The following is a 17,261-nucleotide window of genomic DNA, read 5'->3' as shown; positions in this document are numbered from 1 at the left end:
TTATATTCTGAAACAGTCTGCGGATTGTCAGTTATTTATACAACAGAATATCGGTAAGCCTATATTGCGCATTGGGTTATAAAATTATGAATTATTGCATTGGTATGGCAAGTGTACGTCAAATTTTCATATTCTTATCTTTCTTTTCTTCGTTTTCTTTTCAGGGGTTTTCACAGCATAAATATTGGGTGTTGTTTAAAGACAAAGAAACCGGCCTGTCGGCAGCGGTATCTGAGCAATGTAAAGAAAACAGAAAAACGCTTGGTATACCTGCAAGCCAGTATACTGACATACCTGTTTGCGGCAGGTATATCTCTATATTGAAGAGTTACCAAATAAGCCCCGTGAATGAGTCTCGCTGGCTCAATGGTATCTCAGCCTATCTGCTGCCTGAGCAATTGCAGGTGGTTAGAAATTTGCCTTTTGTAAGCAATGTGATACTTATAGACAGTAAATTGTATCCGGCAACCATTAATCGTTCTGAAGTTACGGATGATATACGGGTAGATTTCGCCATGAAACAGGTAGGTATTGAAGGGTTCTTACAAACTGGCCTGAACGGAAACGGAGTAACCATTGGCGTTATTGATGCCGGGTATTATGGTGTCAGTGAGTCGCCGGCATTGGGTCATTTACTGACCGGAAACCGGATTCTGGGGGTAAGAGACTATATAAACCCCAGGAAAACGAATCATTTTGATGAACGCGAGACCGGCTCTGATTTTCATGGCACTGAGGTGCTGACTGCCATAACAGGCAAAACACATGATAATAAAATTCAGTTTGGCCTTGCCACGCAGGCGAAGTTTTATCTGGCCAGAACTGATACCGGTGGCAGGGAGTTCAGAGGTGAGGAAGACAACTGGGTAGCAGCGATGGAGTGGATGGACAGCCTGGGTGTACGATTAATTAATACCTCATTGGGGTATGCCAAAGGTTTCTCGAATCCGAAAGAAGATTACAGCCCTGAACAAATGAACGGCAACACCAGTACCATTGCCAAAGCCGCCAGAATAGCAACCGAAGAAAAAGGCATAATACTGGTGGTTTCTGCAGGGAATGAAGGCGGTGACCGCGACTGGCGTATTATATCTACCCCTGCTGATGTAGAAGGAGTAATTGCAGTTGGCGCCACCAACGAAAACGGTCTAAAAATGGGCTATAGCAGTATTGGCCCCGATTTTCTGGATTACCTGAAACCCAATGTATCCTGCTACTCATTATATGGCACATCGCTGGCCGCGCCTGTTATTACTGGCTTTGTGGCCTGTTTGCTGCAGGCGAATCCGAAGTTGACCAATAAGGCCGCTAAAAATTTCATTGAAAAATCAGCCAGCCTGTACCCATTCGGCAACAATTATATTGGCTACGGCATACCCAATGCAGCCAAAGCCCTTGACCTGATGATGAGCTCAGACAAAGAGCCGCTTGATAATAGAAATCGGGTCAGGACAGTCTCTGTACCGGAAAATGAACGTAATATTGAAATAAATGTAACACCCGGCGAAGTGGTCAGTGTTTTTCATAAAAGAACACCAACACTGGTTTTATCGCAAGATGCCAGCAAGGCCCGGCAAAACACCATTTTATTGAAACGAAATGCGCATATAAAGCACACTACCATTGTTAAAAAAGATGAAGTAATTGAAATTATCTGGCTCTGATTCACATTATCAGAGGCGATAATCTGGTTTTAATGAATATCTTTTTTAGTATATTGCCCAAAGAACAAAGTCTATCAATTATCTATAATCAACCAAGGCTGGTAAGCCTTTTTACAATGAAAAAAATCGTACTATACAGTTTATTGGGTTTATTCTTATTTCATGGAACCAAAGCCCAGAAGAAGTTAATGGTTTACACTGCTCCTATCGGTTTGCAGACCTACACCTACCGAAACATAATGCCGAAGGACGTGCCGGGTACATTAGACCTTATAAAAGCGCTGGGAATAACCGAAATTGAAGGTGGAGGTGCCAACGGATATTCGTTAGAGGAATTTAAAAAAATGTGTGATGAACGCGGAATAAAGATTCCGTCGACCGGCGCAGGATATGAAGAGCTACGGAAACCAGAGGAAATCGTAAAAAAAGCGAAGGCTTTGGGGTCTAAATTTGTTATGTGTGCCTGGATACCCCATAAAGGCGACAACTTTACAATTGAAGATGCCAAAAAAGCAGTAGAAGATTTTAACTATGCCGGAAAAGTGTTGAAAGAAAACGGAATAACATTTTGTTATCATGACCACGGTTATGAGTTCAGACCTTATGAAGATGGCACTTTAATGGACTACCTGATAAAGAATACCAACCCGGCTTATGTTTCGTTTGAAATGGATGTACTCTGGACCATTCATGGAGGCGGAAACCCGGTAGCACTGTTAAAGAAATATGGCAGCCGCTGGAAACTGATGCACGTAAAAGATTTGAAAAAAGGTATCAAAGGTGATTTCTCAGGTCATACGCCGTCAGAAAATGATGTGGTATTAGGCACAGGCCAGGCCGACTGGGTAAATATTTTTAAAGAAGCTAAAAAGGCGGGCATCAAGCACTTTTTTATTGAAGATGAAAGCAACAATGAGCTTATCAACGTACCCAAAAGCATTGCGTATTTGAAAGGTTTAACGGAATAATCATTCTATGCCGACTTCAGTCGCTATTACTAATAAAATACCTTTGTTTAAATAGTTGTGACCGGGGTGGCGTACCACTTCAATCACTGTTATACTGAATCAACAAAAAGCAAAGAGGAGAAACTACCCGGTCTCTCCTCTTTGCTATTATCAATCTGAAATCATTGTTTATTTAACCACTCCAATATATAATCTGCGTCTTCTTTCCAGGTGGGTTGGCCTAACACATAGTGGTTACGGCCTTTAAATTCTTTGTAATCGAGTATTGAGCCAGACTGTTTATAAGCTTTATAATTACGCTTATTTAAATGTGCAGGAATAATGGTGTCTAAATCACCAGAGGTTATCAGCAAAGGCGCATGAGGTTTGGCAAAGTCTACTTTAGCTGCGCTGGTTAAACCACCTCTGGCCACCGTTTTAGATTCAGGTATGGTGTATTTTTCGTAGGCTTCTTTTTGGGCCTCTAATTGCATAGTGTTTACAAACGCATATTGCCAGTCTTTAAATGACATCAGATATGATTTTTTCAATGATGTAAACAACCCTAGCGCTTTCCAGCCAGCTTTCAGGAACGAAAATTCATAAGGAAAAACACCCAAAGGTGGCACCGGATGAATAGCAATACCGGCAGCGGCCAGACCACGGTTTACGAGTATCTGGGTAATTAAACCACCTAATGAATGCCCGATGATGATGGGTTTCTCTGTGTAACTGCTTACAATTTTAGCATAATGGTCAATCAGTTCATCCAGCGTTAATGCTGCTAAATCAGTGTCGTTGGGTTGTCTGTTTCGCAGGTCGGCAGCAGTTGGGGCGTCTTTATAAGGCCATGCGGGAGCCACTGTGTTATAGCCTTTACTCTCAAAGTAACGTTGCCATTCTTCCCATGAGGAATTGTGTACAAAAGCGCCGGTAATGAATACGATGTTATTGGTTGTGATATTTTTCATTGTAGTAAAATTTAATGTTTCTTGTTGGCGTAGTCATCGTTGACTACACCACAAAGGTCATACATGGGCATGACAATAATTTTAACCTAAGTTAAAATCGACAGAAACCTTAATTTTTTTCTGAATGAATTATTTCCCTACCAGACGTTTTCTGATACGGCTGAGGGATGGGCCCTGAATACCCAGATAAGAAGATATCTGATAGAGAGGTATTGAATTGAAAATATCGGGGTGGTCTTCCAGTAATTGTAGATACCGCTGCTCCGGTTTCTGAAACAGAAAACTTTCAGTACGGTTCATCGATACCCCAAAGGCAAGCTCGGCAATGATTCTACCCAGATGCTCCCATTGATGCGACTGCCGGTATAATTTATTCAAATCATCAATATGAATGTATAATATCCGCGAGTCAGTCATCGCCTGTGTGTAGTAATTACAAGGAGTTTGTGTAATAAAACTCTTAAAAGAAACCACCACTTGATTTTTTGAGTAAAAGAAAACATTCTTTTCTTCACCGGTATCATCATCAACATAATAAGTTCTGAATACTCCGTCCAGAATAAACCCCAGATACTTACATACGTTGCGATACTCGTTATAATACTCGCCTTTTTTGTAGCTTTTCTTCTGCCAGTAAGAAGCCGAGATGCTGAATTCGTCTTCATCAATATCAGCCAGTGCTTTTAGGGCTTGAGCGAGTATTTCAAGGTCGGTAGGCATAATAGGAGTAGATACAAGGTTTATCAAAGCTACTCATTACATGCAAACCCGACAAGTTTTTCCTAAAACTTCCTTTGCAACCTATTACTTCTTATTTTTAAAGTGGGTAATGACTTTTCCATCAAATCGGCGTACGCCATCTAAAGCGCCAAACCAGATGCTTCCATCATGCGCTTCTAAAATGCCGAAAATCATGCCTGTATTAGCCTCAAATTCTGGATTTATTTTGGATACAGTTGGCTTTTGATTGGATAAAGACTTAGCCTCATATCGGGCAAGCTCCCATCTTCTGGTATACCCATTTTGTGCGCTCGTCCAGATGTTTCCATTTTTATCTTCATAAATAAACCCTACAAAATCTTTTGTGAAATTGGTAAATACTTTGCCTCCGGCCCTGAGCGCACCTGATGGGTCATAGCGCCAAAGACCATCTTTCCCACCAAGCCAGATATTCCCCTTTTTGTCTTCAATTATCGAGCGGACATTCGTAAATGTTTCACCATTGTTGGTAAGTACAGTAAATTTCTTGCCATCATAAACGTAAGCATTGCCTCTTGTACCAAACCAGAATTTCCCTGTTTTGTCCTCAATGATAGCATTCACATCATTATCGTCTTTATTAGCATTTGGTAATCCGCCATTCGGTTTATAATTCTGAAACGCTTTCCCATCGTAGCGGCTTGCACCGCCTAACGTACCAAACCACATATTACCTCTCTTATCTTCATAACTATAAGGAACACTGTCATTGACAAGTCCATCCTTAGTTGTAAAATTCCGAAAAGATTTCTCACCTGCCGAGGGGTTATAATAATAAACACCAGAACCAATGGACGTGAACCAGAAATTCCCTTTTCTATCTTCTGTAACAGAAAAAAAACGGGCAGAGCTTACATCCTTTATAATATTAGTAAATGATTTTCCATCATACCGATAAACCCCATCAAACGCAGCAAACCAGATGTTGCCCTTTTTGTCTTGCTTGATTGTCCGGTTAATAGTGCTGGGTACATTAGATGTAAGTATCTCTTTTGTTTCAATATTGCTGTTAACTATAAACAGGTCTGACCTGATTTGTGCTTTGCATAAAGTGCCGGAAACTAGCATCAACAAAAGATAGAGGTGTAGAAATTTTGTCATTTTCATTATTTATTAGGGGTTTAACAAATCTAGAAGTTTTTGCACTTAGCTTTGTCGAAACACTTGTAAAAAAAGGTTAATGAAATGTTAATCTTTTCGTAGAGCCACACTACGTGTGGCTTCAATGGTATATCTACACCTTTAAATCAATTTTGTGTGACAAAACCAATTCCTGAATGTCCAAATTCTGCGATAAGCCGCAAGCATTGCGGCTCTACCAGAATACCAACAAAAAACCTCTCTGCATTTTGCAAAGAGGTTCTCATATAATTTGAAACGCAGAATCTATTCTGATTACCCAACACTACCTTCTAACGAAATTTCCAAAAGTTTTTGTGCTTCTACTGCAAATTCCATTGGCAATTGGTTCAATACCTCTTTCACATATCCGTTTACAATTAAGGCAACGGCCTGTTCGGTAGGTATACCACGTTGGTTACAGTAAAACAACTGGTCTTCGCCTATTTTTGAGGTAGTGGCCTCATGCTCAACAGAAGCCGATGAATTGTTTACTTCAATATAAGGGAAAGTATGCGCTCCGCAACGGTCACCTAGCAGCAATGAATCACACTGCGAGAAGTTACGTGCATTTTGCGCTCTTTTCGAAATGTCTACCAATCCTCTATATGAGTTCTGGCTTCTACCCGCCGATATACCCTTCGATACAATACGGCTCTTGGTGTTTTTACCGATGTGTATCATCTTGGTTCCGGTATCTGCCTGTTGCATATTATTGGTTACAGCCACCGAATAAAACTCACCGATTGAGTTATCGCCACGCAAAATAACTGATGGGTATTTCCAGGTAATGGCTGACCCGGTTTCAACCTGTGTCCATGATATTTTAGAACCTTCGCCAAAACACAAACCGCGTTTGGTAACAAAGTTATAAATACCACCTTTACCCTCTTTATCGCCCGGGTACCAGTTTTGAACGGTAGAGTATTTCACCTCGCTGTCTTTATGGGCAAAAATTTCAACCACAGCAGCGTGCAATTGGTTTTCGTCACGCTGAGGGGCAGTACAACCTTCAAGATAACTTACGTAAGCGCCTTCTTCCGCTACTATCAACGTACGTTCAAACTGGCCTGTACCGGCTGCATTGATACGGAAATACGTTGAAAGCTCCATTGGGCAGCGTACCCCCTTTGGAATGTAACAAAACGAGCCGTCAGAAAAAACCGCGGCATTTAAAGCCGAATAAAAATTATCTTTAACCGGAACAACAGAACCCAGATATTTCTGAACCAGCTCCGGGTGCTCCTGAATAGCTTCTGACATTGAGCAGAAAATAATTCCCATTTCTTTCAGCTTTACCTTAAAGGTGGTAGCCACTGAAACAGAATCAATCACGGCATCAACTGCTACACCAGACAGGCGCTCCTGCTCTTTTAAAGAAATACCCAGACGCTCAAAAGTACGGCGCAACTCGGGGTCTATCTCATCAAGGCTATTGATTACCTTTGTCTGCTTAGGTGCCGAATAATACTTAATAGACTGAAAATCAACAGGTTGATACTTTACATTAGGCCATTGGGGTTCGGTCATGGTTTGCCAGATTCTGAACGCGTTCAAGCGCCATTGCAGCATCCATTCAGGCTCGTTCTTCTTTCCAGAAATAGCACGAACCACACTTTCATCTAATCCAGCCGGAACCTCATCAGCTTCAATATCTGTATAAAACCCGTATTTATATTCAGAGGTTGTTAATTCTTCTAATAATTCTAAGTCCTTACTCATGTATTTTTGCTTTATGCTCTGTTAGGCTAACACCGGTTAAGCAATATTTGTTCGCAAATTTAGCCTTAATAGCAATAAGATGCGCTTTTTTATTAAATTATTATGATTACATACCGTTTTAACCTATTTAACAGCCTGGAAAGTGGCAACAAGCTGGTATTTGGTACCTTTATAATCAATATTTGTTTTGCCGGTAAACACGTTTTCTGAGAGGTCAACAATTTCAAAAACGGTATCCTTTAGTTCAACTCCCAAAAATACAATTCTGTCAATCTTAAACTTGGTTTCATTATCAGTAAAGCTCCAGTTTGAACTCAGAATTAAATCCGGGTCTGCGGCATTACATTTTGATGCGCCTTCCCTGAGCTCATAAGTACCATTTACAGCAAACACCAGCAGGTTATCTGTTATACATGCTTGTTGGGTAGACACCAGATCAATTTTGGCATCTGTGGTAATACTGGCCTCGGCTTTGGTGATTTTCCAGGATTTTGAAGAGGCGCCGGCCATCAATTCAGTTCTTGACTTAAGCACAGTTTCTTTTTTGTCTTTACACGACCAAATGGCCAGCATACCCAATACCAGTACAAATACTATTTTGTGGAGTTTCATTGTCTTTCAATAATTTATGATAAATCAGTTTTTAAAATTTCAACTATTCTTTTACCCGTTTGTGCCGATGCCCCTGCACTACCTAATATCGCTCTTATTCTTTTGTAGTCAGCCAGTTGAGTATCTCTTTCGGGCGACTTTACAACAACTTTCTTTATTTCAGTAGCAATGTTATCTGGTGTAAGCTCATCCTGAATCAACTCTCTTACGGCTTCTTTTTCTGCAATTAGATTAACTAATGAAATATACGGCACTCTGATTAACCTGCTGGCTATGCTATAAGATAACCAGCTTGTTTTATAACACACCACTTGTGGCACGCCAAACAAGGCGGTTTCGAGGGTAGCCGTACCAGAAGTTACCATTGCGGCCTGCGCATGTGTCAGCAAATCATAGGTCTGGTCCGTTATCAGGCTTACCTCATGCCCCAGAAACTTTTCATAAAATTCGGCAGGTAAATTTCCTACCCCAGCTATAACGAACTGGTATCCCTGAAATTGCGCTTTGGTTGCAACCATCAGTTCAAGCATTTTTTCAACTTCCTGCCGTCTGCTACCCGGCAGTAAAGCAATTATTTTCTTTTCTTCCAGTTGGTTTTGTTTCAGAAAATCAGGGTTTGGTTTAAAAGCCGCAATGGCATCAAACAACGGATTACCTACAAACTCAACTTCATAGTTGTACTTGCGAAAGAAATCTACTTCGAACGGAAAAATGACAAATAACTTATCAATATTTTTTTTCAGCTGCAAAGCGCGGCTTTGGTTCCAGGCCCAAACCTTTGGCGATATATAATAGAACATTTTATACCCTTGTGGTTTTGCCCATTTGGCTATCCGCATATTAAATCCGGCGTAGTCAACCAACACAATGCCATCGGGTTTAAATTCGTCAATCTGCTTTTTACACAAACTAAAAAAGCCAAGAATTTTGGGCAGATTGGCCAGCACTTCTGCAAACCCCATAAATGCCAGGTCTTTATAATGCATCAATACTTCTGCCCCGGCCTCCTGCATGTAGTCTCCACCCCAACCTTTTATCACAGCCTGTGCATCTGCCTGTCTGATAGCCTTAATCAGATTTGATGCGTGCAAATCTCCTGAGCGTTCACCTGCTATAATAAAGTACTTCATAATTATCAGTATTGAAGAACTTCAGAAACCGGAAATCAGTCGCCGAAGTACTCAACATAATGGTTAGGTGTTTCTATAAGTTTTACACAGTGCAAAGTAGTATTGTATTTTTCTTTCAGTACCGGTGCCAGAATTTTCCAGATTTCAACGGCAAATATTTCTGTTGTCGGATACTTACCTTTCAAAAAAGGCACGTCTTCATTCAGAAAAGTATGGTCTACCTTATCCGTTACCTCGCTTTTCATTACTTTACTTAAATCTTTCAGATCCATCACAAAACCTGTATTGGGGTTTATTTCGCCTTTCACGGTTACAACCAGCTCCCAGTTGTGCCCGTGTATGTTTGAACACAAACCAAAAACCTCTCTGTTTTTTTCGTCCGACCACTCCGCATTCCATAATCTGTGAGCAGCGTTGAATCGCTCACGCCTGGTTATATAAATCATATTAGTTATTATTACTCACACCGCCTGTTCAGGACGGGGCATTCTTCAAAAATTTTACAAAAATATCACCAAAAAAACATTAACACATTGCTGCTAAAGTGGTTCCGGGGCATATTCTTTAAAAAGTGCAATTTAATCAAAGTTAAGTCTATGGATTTACGTTTAGGAATGCATTAAATTTGCAATCTAATAACACTACTTAAAGTTCTATGATAATTGTTACGGGTGCCGCTGGTTTTATTGGAAGCTGTTTGATACAACGGTTGAATCAAGATGGCTTTAATTTTATCATTGCGGTTGACGACTTTTCTAATCCGCTGAAAATGAACAATTTAGCGAACAAGAAAATTCAGGAATTTGTTCACCGTGACGTTTTCTTTGAATGGCTTGATAAAAATCAGGCTGAAGTTGAGTTTTGTTTTCATATTGGCGCACGTACAGACACCACAGAATTTGATCAGGAAATTTTCAATAAACTGAACCTGAACTATTCAAAGCAAATATGGAAAAAGTGCCATCAATACCAGATTCCTCTGGTATACGCCTCATCTGCTGCCACCTATGGTAACGGAGAATTTGGGTACGATGATAATGAGCTGCTGATTCCGCAATTAAAACCTTTGAACCCCTACGGCGAATCAAAAAATGATTTCGACAAATGGGCTCTTACACAAAAAGAATCGCCTTTCTTCTGGGCTGGTCTTAAATTCTTCAATGTTTTTGGACCGAATGAATATCACAAAGGCAGAATGGCCTCGGTTATATTTCATTCTTATAATCAGATTAATGCCACAGGGGGTATAAAGTTGTTTAAATCTCACCGTGCCGATTATAACGACGGTGAACAAATGCGCGATTTCATATACGTGAAAGATTTAATTGATGTACTTATTTATCTGATGCACTCGCGCCGTAACTCGGGTATTTATAACCTGGGCACAGGCAAAGCGCGTACCTTTCTGGATCTGGCCAAGGCAACTTTCGCTGCGTTGAACCTTGAACCACAGATAGAATTTATAGATACACCCGCCGACATACGCGATAAATATCAGTATTTTACTCAGGCAAATATGAGCAAGCTGCGCATGATTGGTTTCAAAAAACCTTTTACTTCACTGGAAGACGCAGTGCACGACTACGTGAGTAACTATCTGGTTGGAGATAAATATCTATAGAATCTTCATTTTATCCTCTTTTTCTTACTATTTTTGCGAACAAATGTATCGGTTACAGATTTCTGATATATCTATCAGCATTTTTGTATCGAATCAAACACAGGCGGGCTTTAAAACCAGAGGCACTGCCAATCTTATCCGGAACTTAACAGTAAATGAAAAATATTCGCAATTTTTGCATTATTGCACACATTGACCACGGCAAAAGTACACTTGCCGACCGCCTTCTTCAATCTACCAATACAATTTCAGACCGTGATATGCAAGCCCAGGTGCTTGATGATATGGACCTTGAAAGAGAACGCGGTATTACCATCAAGAGCCACGCTATTCAGATGAACTACACGTTTGAAGGCGAACAATACATACTAAACCTTATAGATACCCCCGGTCACGTCGATTTCAGTTACGAGGTTTCACGTTCTATTGCCGCCTGTGAGGGCGCGCTTCTGGTGGTTGATGCGTCGCAGGGTATTGAGGCACAAACCATCAGTAACCTGTTTCTGGCTCTGGACCATGACCTGGAGATAATACCTGTTTTAAATAAAATTGACCTCCCCGGCGCAATGCCAGAGGAAGTTAAAGACCAAATTGTTGACCTGATTGGCTGCGACAGAGATTCTATTATTCCGGCAAGTGCGAAAGAAGGAATTGGTATCAATGAAATTCTTGAAGCCATTATAAAACGTATAAAAGCGCCGGCGGGGAATCCGAAGGCAGAGCTGCAGGCACTTATTTTCGACTCTCAGTTTAATTCATACCGTGGTATAGAGGTTATTTTCCGTGTAAAGAACGGCCGTATCAGTAAAGGCGACAAAGTAAAATTTGTGGCTACCGGTAAAGAGTACATTGCCGATGAAGTTGGTATTCTTAAACTTCAGAAAGAAGCCAGAGACTTTGTTGACTGCGGAGACGTTGGTTACATTATTTCAGGTATAAAGGTGGCCAAAGAAGTAAAAGTGGGTGATACCATTACTCATGCTGAAAACCCTACCAAAGAAGCCATTAAAGGTTTTGAAGAGGTAAAGCCTATGGTTTTTGCAGGTATTTATCCGGTTGAGACTTCAGAGTTTGAAGACCTGAGAGAAGCCATGGAAAAACTTCAGCTGAATGATGCCGCCCTTATTTGGGAGCCTGAAACATCAGCAGCCTTAGGTTTTGGTTTCAGGTGCGGTTTTCTGGGTATGCTTCACATGGAAATTGTGCAGGAGCGCCTGGAACGTGAGTTTGATATGACTGTATTAACCACCGTGCCATCGGTGCGTTTCAATGTAATTGATAAAAAAGGCGATACGCTGGAGGTTTCAGCGCCGTCTGAAATGCCAGACCCCAACTATATTGACTGGATTGAGGAACCGTTCATCAATGCCCAGATTATTACAGCCGCCGACTACGTGGGCCCGATTATGGGTTTATGTATGGAAAAAAGAGGTATCCTGAAAAACCAGGTTTACCTGACAGCCACACGCGTGGAGCTAACTTTTGAAATGCCGCTTTCAGAAGTCGTATTTGATTTCTTCGACAAACTAAAAACCATATCCAGAGGCTATGCCTCTCTTGATTATCATCTGATTGGCTATCGTGAGTCTAACCTTGTTAAACTGGACATTCTGCTTAATGGTGAACCGGTTGATGCTCTTTCGGCCATTGTGCACCGCGACAAGGCGTATGACTGGGGTAAAAAGCTTTGCGAAAAACTACGCGAGTTATTGCCGCGCCAGCAATTTGAAATTGCCATTCAGGCAGCCATTGGCGCTAAAATTATTGCCCGTGAAACCGTGAAAGCGTTGCGTAAAGACGTAATTGCCAAGTGTTATGGTGGCGATATTTCGCGTAAGCGTAAGCTATTGGAAAAACAGAAAAAAGGTAAAAAACGCATGCGCCAGATTGGGACCGTAGAGGTGCCGCAGGAAGCATTTATGGCAGTATTGAAAATCAGCTGATAAAAGCGTATCCGGGCAACGCTTTGGCGTTGATGCACCTGTAGTTCTGGTATGTGAGATAAAAATTCTTAAACACGTATGCCCATTCTATTAGGATTTATTAATATAATAGGTTTGTTTCTCTATTTCAGAGATTGTAAAGATAATGGAAACAGGGTTTCATTCATTAAGTCGCTGCTTACCTTTTCGGTGTTTGTATTTCTAGTTACAGAGGTGTCAGCGTTTTTTAACTGCCTCAACTCTGTTTTTTTAATTACATCTTACGTTTTGCTCGCCTTGTTTTTATTCAGGGTAGTTTTTTTAAAGAAGAAATGGGCTTTTGTTCATTTAAGCAATATTAGCCTTACGCAGTACTTATCAGGCTTTAATGCTTTATTTTTCGTTTTCCTTTTCCTTGTTCTGGGGTTTCTTACTTTTTATGTAACCCCAAATAATACAGATGCCTTAAATTATCATCTGGCCAGGGCTGACTTTTGGATACAAAACCAGAACCTGCAGCATTACCCTACCACTTCCCCCTTTCAGCTATATTACAACGTTTTGTCGGAGTATTTTCTTTTACACACCCTGGTGCTGGCCGGCGGAGATTACTTTGTCAATGCAGTGCAGTTTGTGTCAATGGCAGGCTCATTAGTGGCTGCTTCTCTTATAGGGCAGGTATGGGGGCTAAGCAAAAAAGGGCAAGGTCTTGCAGCCATCCTTGTTTTCAGTATTCCAATGGGGGTTTTGCAATCAACCACAAGCCAGAACGACTACCTGGCAAGTTTTTATTTCATTTGCTTTTTATTTTTTGGCAGTTTAATTTTTAAAAATAAAACCACCATACCCGACAAGCAATTCTACTGGGCCATTGCAGCCCTTATGCTCGGCGGCTTTACAAAATATACTACTTTTATATATAGCATAGGGTTTATTTTATTGTATGCAGTGTTTGTTTTCAAAAACAACTGGAAGGCAGCCATCAAAATCGGGTTTATTTCAGTAGGCTTGTTTCTCTTAACCTTTTCCGCTTTCTTTTATCGCAATTTCATAGTTTTTGGTAACATCCTGATGCCCTCTCCCGGCAGTTTATTATACTATAATTATAGAAATGAACAAGCAGGTTTAAAAGTTACGCTGTCTAATCTTTCAAAAATTGTTGGTAACCATATCGGTCTGCCTTTTAACTCCTGGAATTACGCCTACGACGGTTTCATTCAGGGTTTTCATCAGTTTATAGGTTATGACCTCAACAATCAGGCGTCAACGTTTGCCACATATAATACGCTTTTTTCTATCGGAGAAGATTTCTCAGGCAATTTTATTCATTTCTTTCTGATTCTCTTTTGTGCCTGTTGGTTTGTTTATCCTAAAAACAGACAGTCACAGGTTAAGAAAACCGTGCTAGTTTATTTTACGCTGGCCGTTATTGGTTTAATAAGCTATGCCAGTATTTTTAAATGGCAAACCTTTCATTCGCGTACTCAATTACCATTTTTTATAGGTGTAATGCCCGTTGCAGCGTTAATTGGCATGCAGGTAATAAAAAACAGAAACAGGCTATTGAATAACCTAATTACCTTATTGTTGATTTCCACACTTCCGTTTGTTTTTTGCAATACGCTTAAACCAATTATACCGGCTGCCTATTTTTTTAAGAAAGCCCTTGTGTATGTACCGCACACCATTGGAGGCCGGGAGTCTGAACTTGGTGAAAAAGAATATAAAGAATTAACCGGAAAAGGATATTATACCAAAACCACTAGCCAGGACTTCGCCAATGTGGCTTATCAGATAAAGCCGGATGTGAGTCTGGCTGAACGCAAGGAAATATTCAGGATTCTTGACCGCACACCATATTATGATTTTGCCAGACATAATATTTTTGAACGTAAAGAATGGAAACAGGGATATTTTACATTTGACAATAAAACCTACAAAGCTTTTAACGGAATATTTGCCAGCTTAAGAAAAAATGACCATAATCTGGGCTTAGCGCTGGAAACCAACTGGGTTCATCCTTTTTTTATGTATGGTAAAAGCAAATACGGTAACAGTTTCAGGTTTGAGTACGTAAAATATCCGCCAGAACTCAAGGCTATACCCAATGCGCAAAAATCTTTTACGTATAGCGCGCTGGTAACTAACGATTCACTGATCATCAATAAATTGGCACCGGTAACAGCAGAAAAGAAGCAATTTGATAATATGACGCTCCTATTGCTGCAAAAGCCTGTAAATGAAGTATTTTACAAATAAAAATAAAGGCAGCAAAGAGCCGTACCCGAAAATTTAAAATTAAATTCTATCAAGTTTTCAAGGACATTAGGCTACTTTGTTATAATTTTAAGACTTGAATAAATAAAATCAAAAAAACCAGCAAATTTTATACAATGGCAGAAGTAATCCGAATGCCCAAGATGAGCGACACCATGGAAGAAGGTGTGATAGCAGCATGGCATAAAAAAGTTGGAGATACAGTAAAATCAGGCGATATTCTTGCAGAAGTAGAAACCGATAAGGCCACCATGGATATGGAGTCTTATTATGACGGAACACTTCTTTATATCGGTGTTGAGAAAGGACAGTCGGTTCCGGTTGATGCGATAATGGCAGTGGTAGGTAAACCCGGTGAAGACTTCCAAAGCCTGCTCAATGGCGGTGGTGCTGCTGCACCTGCAGAAGCGCCGAAAGAAGCTGCGCCAGCGCCACAAGCTGCTGCACCGGCTGCCCCTGCTGTTGATGTTTCTAATATTAAAGCAAAAACTGTTGAGATGCCACTTCTGAGCGACACCATGACAGAGGGTGTTATTCATGCATGGTTGAAAAAAGTAGGTGATAAAGTGAAGTCTGGCGATATTCTGGCAGAAATTGAAACAGATAAAGCCACTATGGAACTAGAGGCGTATGAAGACGGCACATTATTGTATATTGGTGTTGAGGCTGGTAAAGCAGCCAAAATAAATGAGGTAATTGCGGTAATTGGCGAAGAAGGTGCCGATTATCAGGCTTTGTTGAACAGCCAGGCTGGCGCTGCTGCCCCTGCCCCGGCAGAAACAAAAACCGAAGAGGCTGCTGCTCCGGCACAGGCTTCTGCAGCAACTGAATCTCATGCTGCCAATAACGGACGTATTCTTGCCTCTCCTTTGGCCAAACGCCTTGCAGAAGAAAAAGGTATTAACCTTTCTGATGTGAACGGTTCTGGTGAAGGTGGAAGAATAGTTAAGAACGACGTTGACAGTTTCAAACCTCAGGCTAAGCCTGCTGCGGCCGCGCCAAGCGCTGCCCCTGTGGTAGCTGCTGCACCTGCCGGTCAGGAAAGTTATGAGGATGTTCCGCTTTCGCAAATGCGTAAGACAATTGCCCGTCGCTTATCTGAATCTAAATTCTCTGCTCCAGAGTTCTATCTAACGATGGAGATAACAATGGATAAAACCATTAAGGCAAGAGAGGCCATGAATGAGGTGTCGCCGGTTAAGATTTCATTTAACGACATCGTTATCAAAGCGGTATCTGCGGCACTTACCAAACACCCAATGGTAAATGCATCGTGGATGGGAGATAAAATCCGTAAAAATCATCATGTACATATTGGTATGGCCGTAGCTGTTGAAGAAGGTCTATTGGTACCGGTTATTCGTTTTGCCAATACCAAAACGCTTTCGCAGATTGCAGCTGAAACCAAAGACCTTGGTGGAAAAGCCAAAAACAAACAGTTACAGCCTAAAGATTGGGAAGGTAACACCTTTACAGTAAGTAACCTGGGTATGTTTGGTATTGATCAGTTTACTTCTATTATTAACCCGCCTGAGTCTTGTATTCTGGCTGTAGGTGCTATTAAAGAAACGGTAGGCGTAAAAGACGGGCAGTTCTTTGCAACCAACATTATGAAACTAACCCTTACCTGCGACCACCGTGTGGTTGACGGAGCTACGGGCGCTGCGTTTCTGGTTACGCTGAAACAATTGCTGGAAGAGCCATACAAATTGTTGGTATAGTATTTTGAGTTACATATTATGTTTATATAGATAAATCCCTCAGTGAATACATGAGGGATTTATTTCTTTGTACAGGTTGTTATATAGCCACAACCGTATCTGGATTAATAATAGCTTATGATAGTGGGCCTGTGGCCGATAATAAAAATTAACAATGGAAAAAATACACTCAACCACCGTACTTGGTGTAATACATAATGGTAAAGTTGCCTTAGGAGCAGACGGCCAGGCAACCATGGGAAACACCATTGCCAAAAGCAATGTTCGTAAAGTAAGAAAACTACATGGAGGCAAAATACTGGCAGGATTTGCCGGCTCAACCGCCGATGCCTTTACACTGATAGAAAGATTTGAAGACAAACTTAACAGCTATGGTGGCAACATGAAAAGAGCCGCCATTGAACTGGCCAAAGACTGGCGCATGGACAGGTACCTTCGTAAGCTGGAAGCCATGCTGATTGTGGCCAATGAAACTGAAATGCTGGTTATATCGGGTACAGGTGATGTACTTGAGCCTGATAATCAGATTGCGGCTATTGGCTCTGGTAGTATGTTTGCGCAGTCGGCAGCTATTGCCTTAAAACGACACGCAACTGATATGAGCGCTATTGAGATGGTGCAGGAAGGATTAAATATTGCAGCTGATATATGCATTTATACCAATCATAATATAATCATTGAAACATTATAAGCTTATAAAATCAGGTAAAAATTTAGCAGAGAAGGTTACATTAAAATAATAAACTTTTGTTGTGGTTTTAGCTTCATAATGCTAAATTCGGCAAAAAATTTAACA

15 protein-coding genes are annotated in these 17,261 nt (G+C 40.9%); 8 read left to right on the top strand and 7 right to left on the bottom strand.

Going from position 1 to position 17,261, the window contains the following annotated elements; all coding sequences use genetic code 11:
* Positions 1-86: 86 nt before the first annotated feature.
* Together NZ848_RS17060 and NZ848_RS17055 are read left to right on the top strand one after the other, a co-directional pair.
* Positions 87-1,664 carry a S8 family serine peptidase gene (locus NZ848_RS17060; protein WP_259016519.1) on the top strand — a complete coding sequence of 526 codons (1,578 nt, stop codon included), beginning with the start codon at positions 87-89 and terminating at the stop codon, positions 1,662-1,664.
* Positions 1,665-1,780: 116 nt separating this feature from the next.
* Entirely contained in the window at positions 1,781-2,632 is an 852-nt protein-coding gene (locus tag NZ848_RS17055; protein WP_259016518.1) for a sugar phosphate isomerase/epimerase family protein, read from the top strand.
* A 161-nt stretch (positions 2,633-2,793) separates the two neighbouring features.
* On the opposite strand, the gene NZ848_RS17050 is transcribed toward NZ848_RS17055, so the two are convergent.
* The 7 genes from NZ848_RS17050 to NZ848_RS17020 form a co-directional block, all read right to left on the bottom strand.
* Complete coding sequence (locus NZ848_RS17050; RefSeq protein WP_259016517.1) at positions 2,794-3,582, bottom strand: alpha/beta hydrolase; 789 nt, start codon at positions 3,580-3,582, stop codon at positions 2,794-2,796.
* Positions 3,583-3,711: 129 nt separating this feature from the next.
* Positions 3,712-4,329: a Crp/Fnr family transcriptional regulator gene (locus NZ848_RS17045; RefSeq protein ID WP_253535263.1), complete on the bottom strand. Its 618-nt coding sequence runs from the start codon at positions 4,327-4,329 to the stop codon at positions 3,712-3,714.
* Between the two features lie 57 nt (positions 4,330-4,386).
* Positions 4,387-5,442, bottom strand: coding sequence for a ligand-binding sensor domain-containing protein (locus tag NZ848_RS17040; RefSeq protein WP_259016516.1), 1,056 nt, complete (start codon positions 5,440-5,442; stop codon positions 4,387-4,389).
* A gap of 294 nt (positions 5,443-5,736) precedes the next feature.
* Entirely contained in the window at positions 5,737-7,182 is a 1,446-nt protein-coding gene (sufB, locus tag NZ848_RS17035; protein ID WP_259016515.1) for a Fe-S cluster assembly protein SufB, read from the bottom strand.
* Positions 7,183-7,305: 123 nt separating this feature from the next.
* Positions 7,306-7,794 (bottom strand): hypothetical protein, encoded by a 489-nt coding sequence (locus tag NZ848_RS17030; protein WP_259016514.1) that lies wholly within the window; start codon positions 7,792-7,794, stop codon positions 7,306-7,308.
* A 14-nt stretch (positions 7,795-7,808) separates the two neighbouring features.
* A complete protein-coding gene (lpxB, locus tag NZ848_RS17025; protein WP_259016513.1) occupies positions 7,809-8,924 on the bottom strand; it encodes a lipid-A-disaccharide synthase in 1,116 nt (371 codons plus the stop codon).
* A 35-nt stretch (positions 8,925-8,959) separates the two neighbouring features.
* Complete coding sequence (locus NZ848_RS17020; protein ID WP_259016512.1) at positions 8,960-9,370, bottom strand: 6-pyruvoyl trahydropterin synthase family protein; 411 nt, start codon at positions 9,368-9,370, stop codon at positions 8,960-8,962.
* A 209-nt stretch (positions 9,371-9,579) separates the two neighbouring features.
* Between NZ848_RS17020 and rfaD the strand changes: the two genes are divergently transcribed.
* From rfaD to NZ848_RS21590, 6 genes are all read left to right on the top strand, one after another.
* Positions 9,580-10,545 carry an ADP-glyceromanno-heptose 6-epimerase gene (gene rfaD, locus NZ848_RS17015; RefSeq protein WP_253535245.1) on the top strand — a complete coding sequence of 322 codons (966 nt, stop codon included), beginning with the start codon at positions 9,580-9,582 and terminating at the stop codon, positions 10,543-10,545.
* Positions 10,546-10,700: 155 nt separating this feature from the next.
* On the top strand, positions 10,701-12,488 hold the full coding sequence (lepA, locus tag NZ848_RS17010; protein WP_253535243.1) for a translation elongation factor 4: 1,788 nt from the start codon (positions 10,701-10,703) through the stop codon (positions 12,486-12,488).
* A gap of 78 nt (positions 12,489-12,566) precedes the next feature.
* Positions 12,567-14,726: a hypothetical protein gene (locus NZ848_RS17005; RefSeq protein ID WP_259016511.1), complete on the top strand. Its 2,160-nt coding sequence runs from the start codon at positions 12,567-12,569 to the stop codon at positions 14,724-14,726.
* Positions 14,727-14,860: 134 nt separating this feature from the next.
* Positions 14,861-16,465, top strand: a complete 1,605-nt coding sequence (locus tag NZ848_RS17000; RefSeq protein ID WP_259016510.1) for a pyruvate dehydrogenase complex dihydrolipoamide acetyltransferase — start codon at positions 14,861-14,863, stop codon at positions 16,463-16,465.
* A 154-nt stretch (positions 16,466-16,619) separates the two neighbouring features.
* Complete coding sequence (gene hslV / locus NZ848_RS16995) at positions 16,620-17,156, top strand: ATP-dependent protease subunit HslV (protein WP_253535238.1); 537 nt, start codon at positions 16,620-16,622, stop codon at positions 17,154-17,156.
* Positions 17,143-17,205 carry a KxYKxGKxW signal peptide domain-containing protein gene (locus tag NZ848_RS21590; protein ID WP_390890896.1) on the top strand — a complete coding sequence of 21 codons (63 nt, stop codon included), beginning with the start codon at positions 17,143-17,145 and terminating at the stop codon, positions 17,203-17,205. The genes hslV and NZ848_RS21590 overlap by 14 nt, the downstream gene beginning before the upstream one ends.
* Positions 17,206-17,261 lie beyond the last annotated feature (56 nt).

This window comes from Emticicia fluvialis (genome assembly GCF_024793945.1).
Taxonomy (GTDB): domain Bacteria; phylum Bacteroidota; class Bacteroidia; order Cytophagales; family Spirosomataceae; genus Emticicia; species Emticicia fluvialis.
The sequence above is the reverse complement of the archived record's forward strand: the minus strand, read 5'-3'. Positions and strand labels throughout refer to the sequence as shown.

Coding starts and splice junctions, on each gene's coding strand:
- NZ848_RS17005 (WP_259016511.1), top strand. CDS start 12,567: ATGCCCATTCTATTAGGATTTATTAATATAATAGGTTTGTTTCTCTAT.
- hslV (WP_253535238.1), top strand. CDS start 16,620: ATGGAAAAAATACACTCAACCACCGTACTTGGTGTAATACATAATGGT.
- NZ848_RS17055 (WP_259016518.1), top strand. CDS start 1,781: ATGAAAAAAATCGTACTATACAGTTTATTGGGTTTATTCTTATTTCAT.
- sufB (WP_259016515.1), bottom strand. CDS start 7,182: ATGAGTAAGGACTTAGAATTATTAGAAGAATTAACAACCTCTGAATAT.
- rfaD (WP_253535245.1), top strand. CDS start 9,580: ATGATAATTGTTACGGGTGCCGCTGGTTTTATTGGAAGCTGTTTGATA.
- NZ848_RS17040 (WP_259016516.1), bottom strand. CDS start 5,442: ATGACAAAATTTCTACACCTCTATCTTTTGTTGATGCTAGTTTCCGGC.
- lepA (WP_253535243.1), top strand. CDS start 10,701: ATGAAAAATATTCGCAATTTTTGCATTATTGCACACATTGACCACGGC.
- lpxB (WP_259016513.1), bottom strand. CDS start 8,924: ATGAAGTACTTTATTATAGCAGGTGAACGCTCAGGAGATTTGCACGCA.
- NZ848_RS17000 (WP_259016510.1), top strand. CDS start 14,861: ATGGCAGAAGTAATCCGAATGCCCAAGATGAGCGACACCATGGAAGAA.
- NZ848_RS17020 (WP_259016512.1), bottom strand. CDS start 9,370: ATGATTTATATAACCAGGCGTGAGCGATTCAACGCTGCTCACAGATTA.
- NZ848_RS17050 (WP_259016517.1), bottom strand. CDS start 3,582: ATGAAAAATATCACAACCAATAACATCGTATTCATTACCGGCGCTTTT.
- NZ848_RS17060 (WP_259016519.1), top strand. CDS start 87: ATGAATTATTGCATTGGTATGGCAAGTGTACGTCAAATTTTCATATTC.
- NZ848_RS17030 (WP_259016514.1), bottom strand. CDS start 7,794: ATGAAACTCCACAAAATAGTATTTGTACTGGTATTGGGTATGCTGGCC.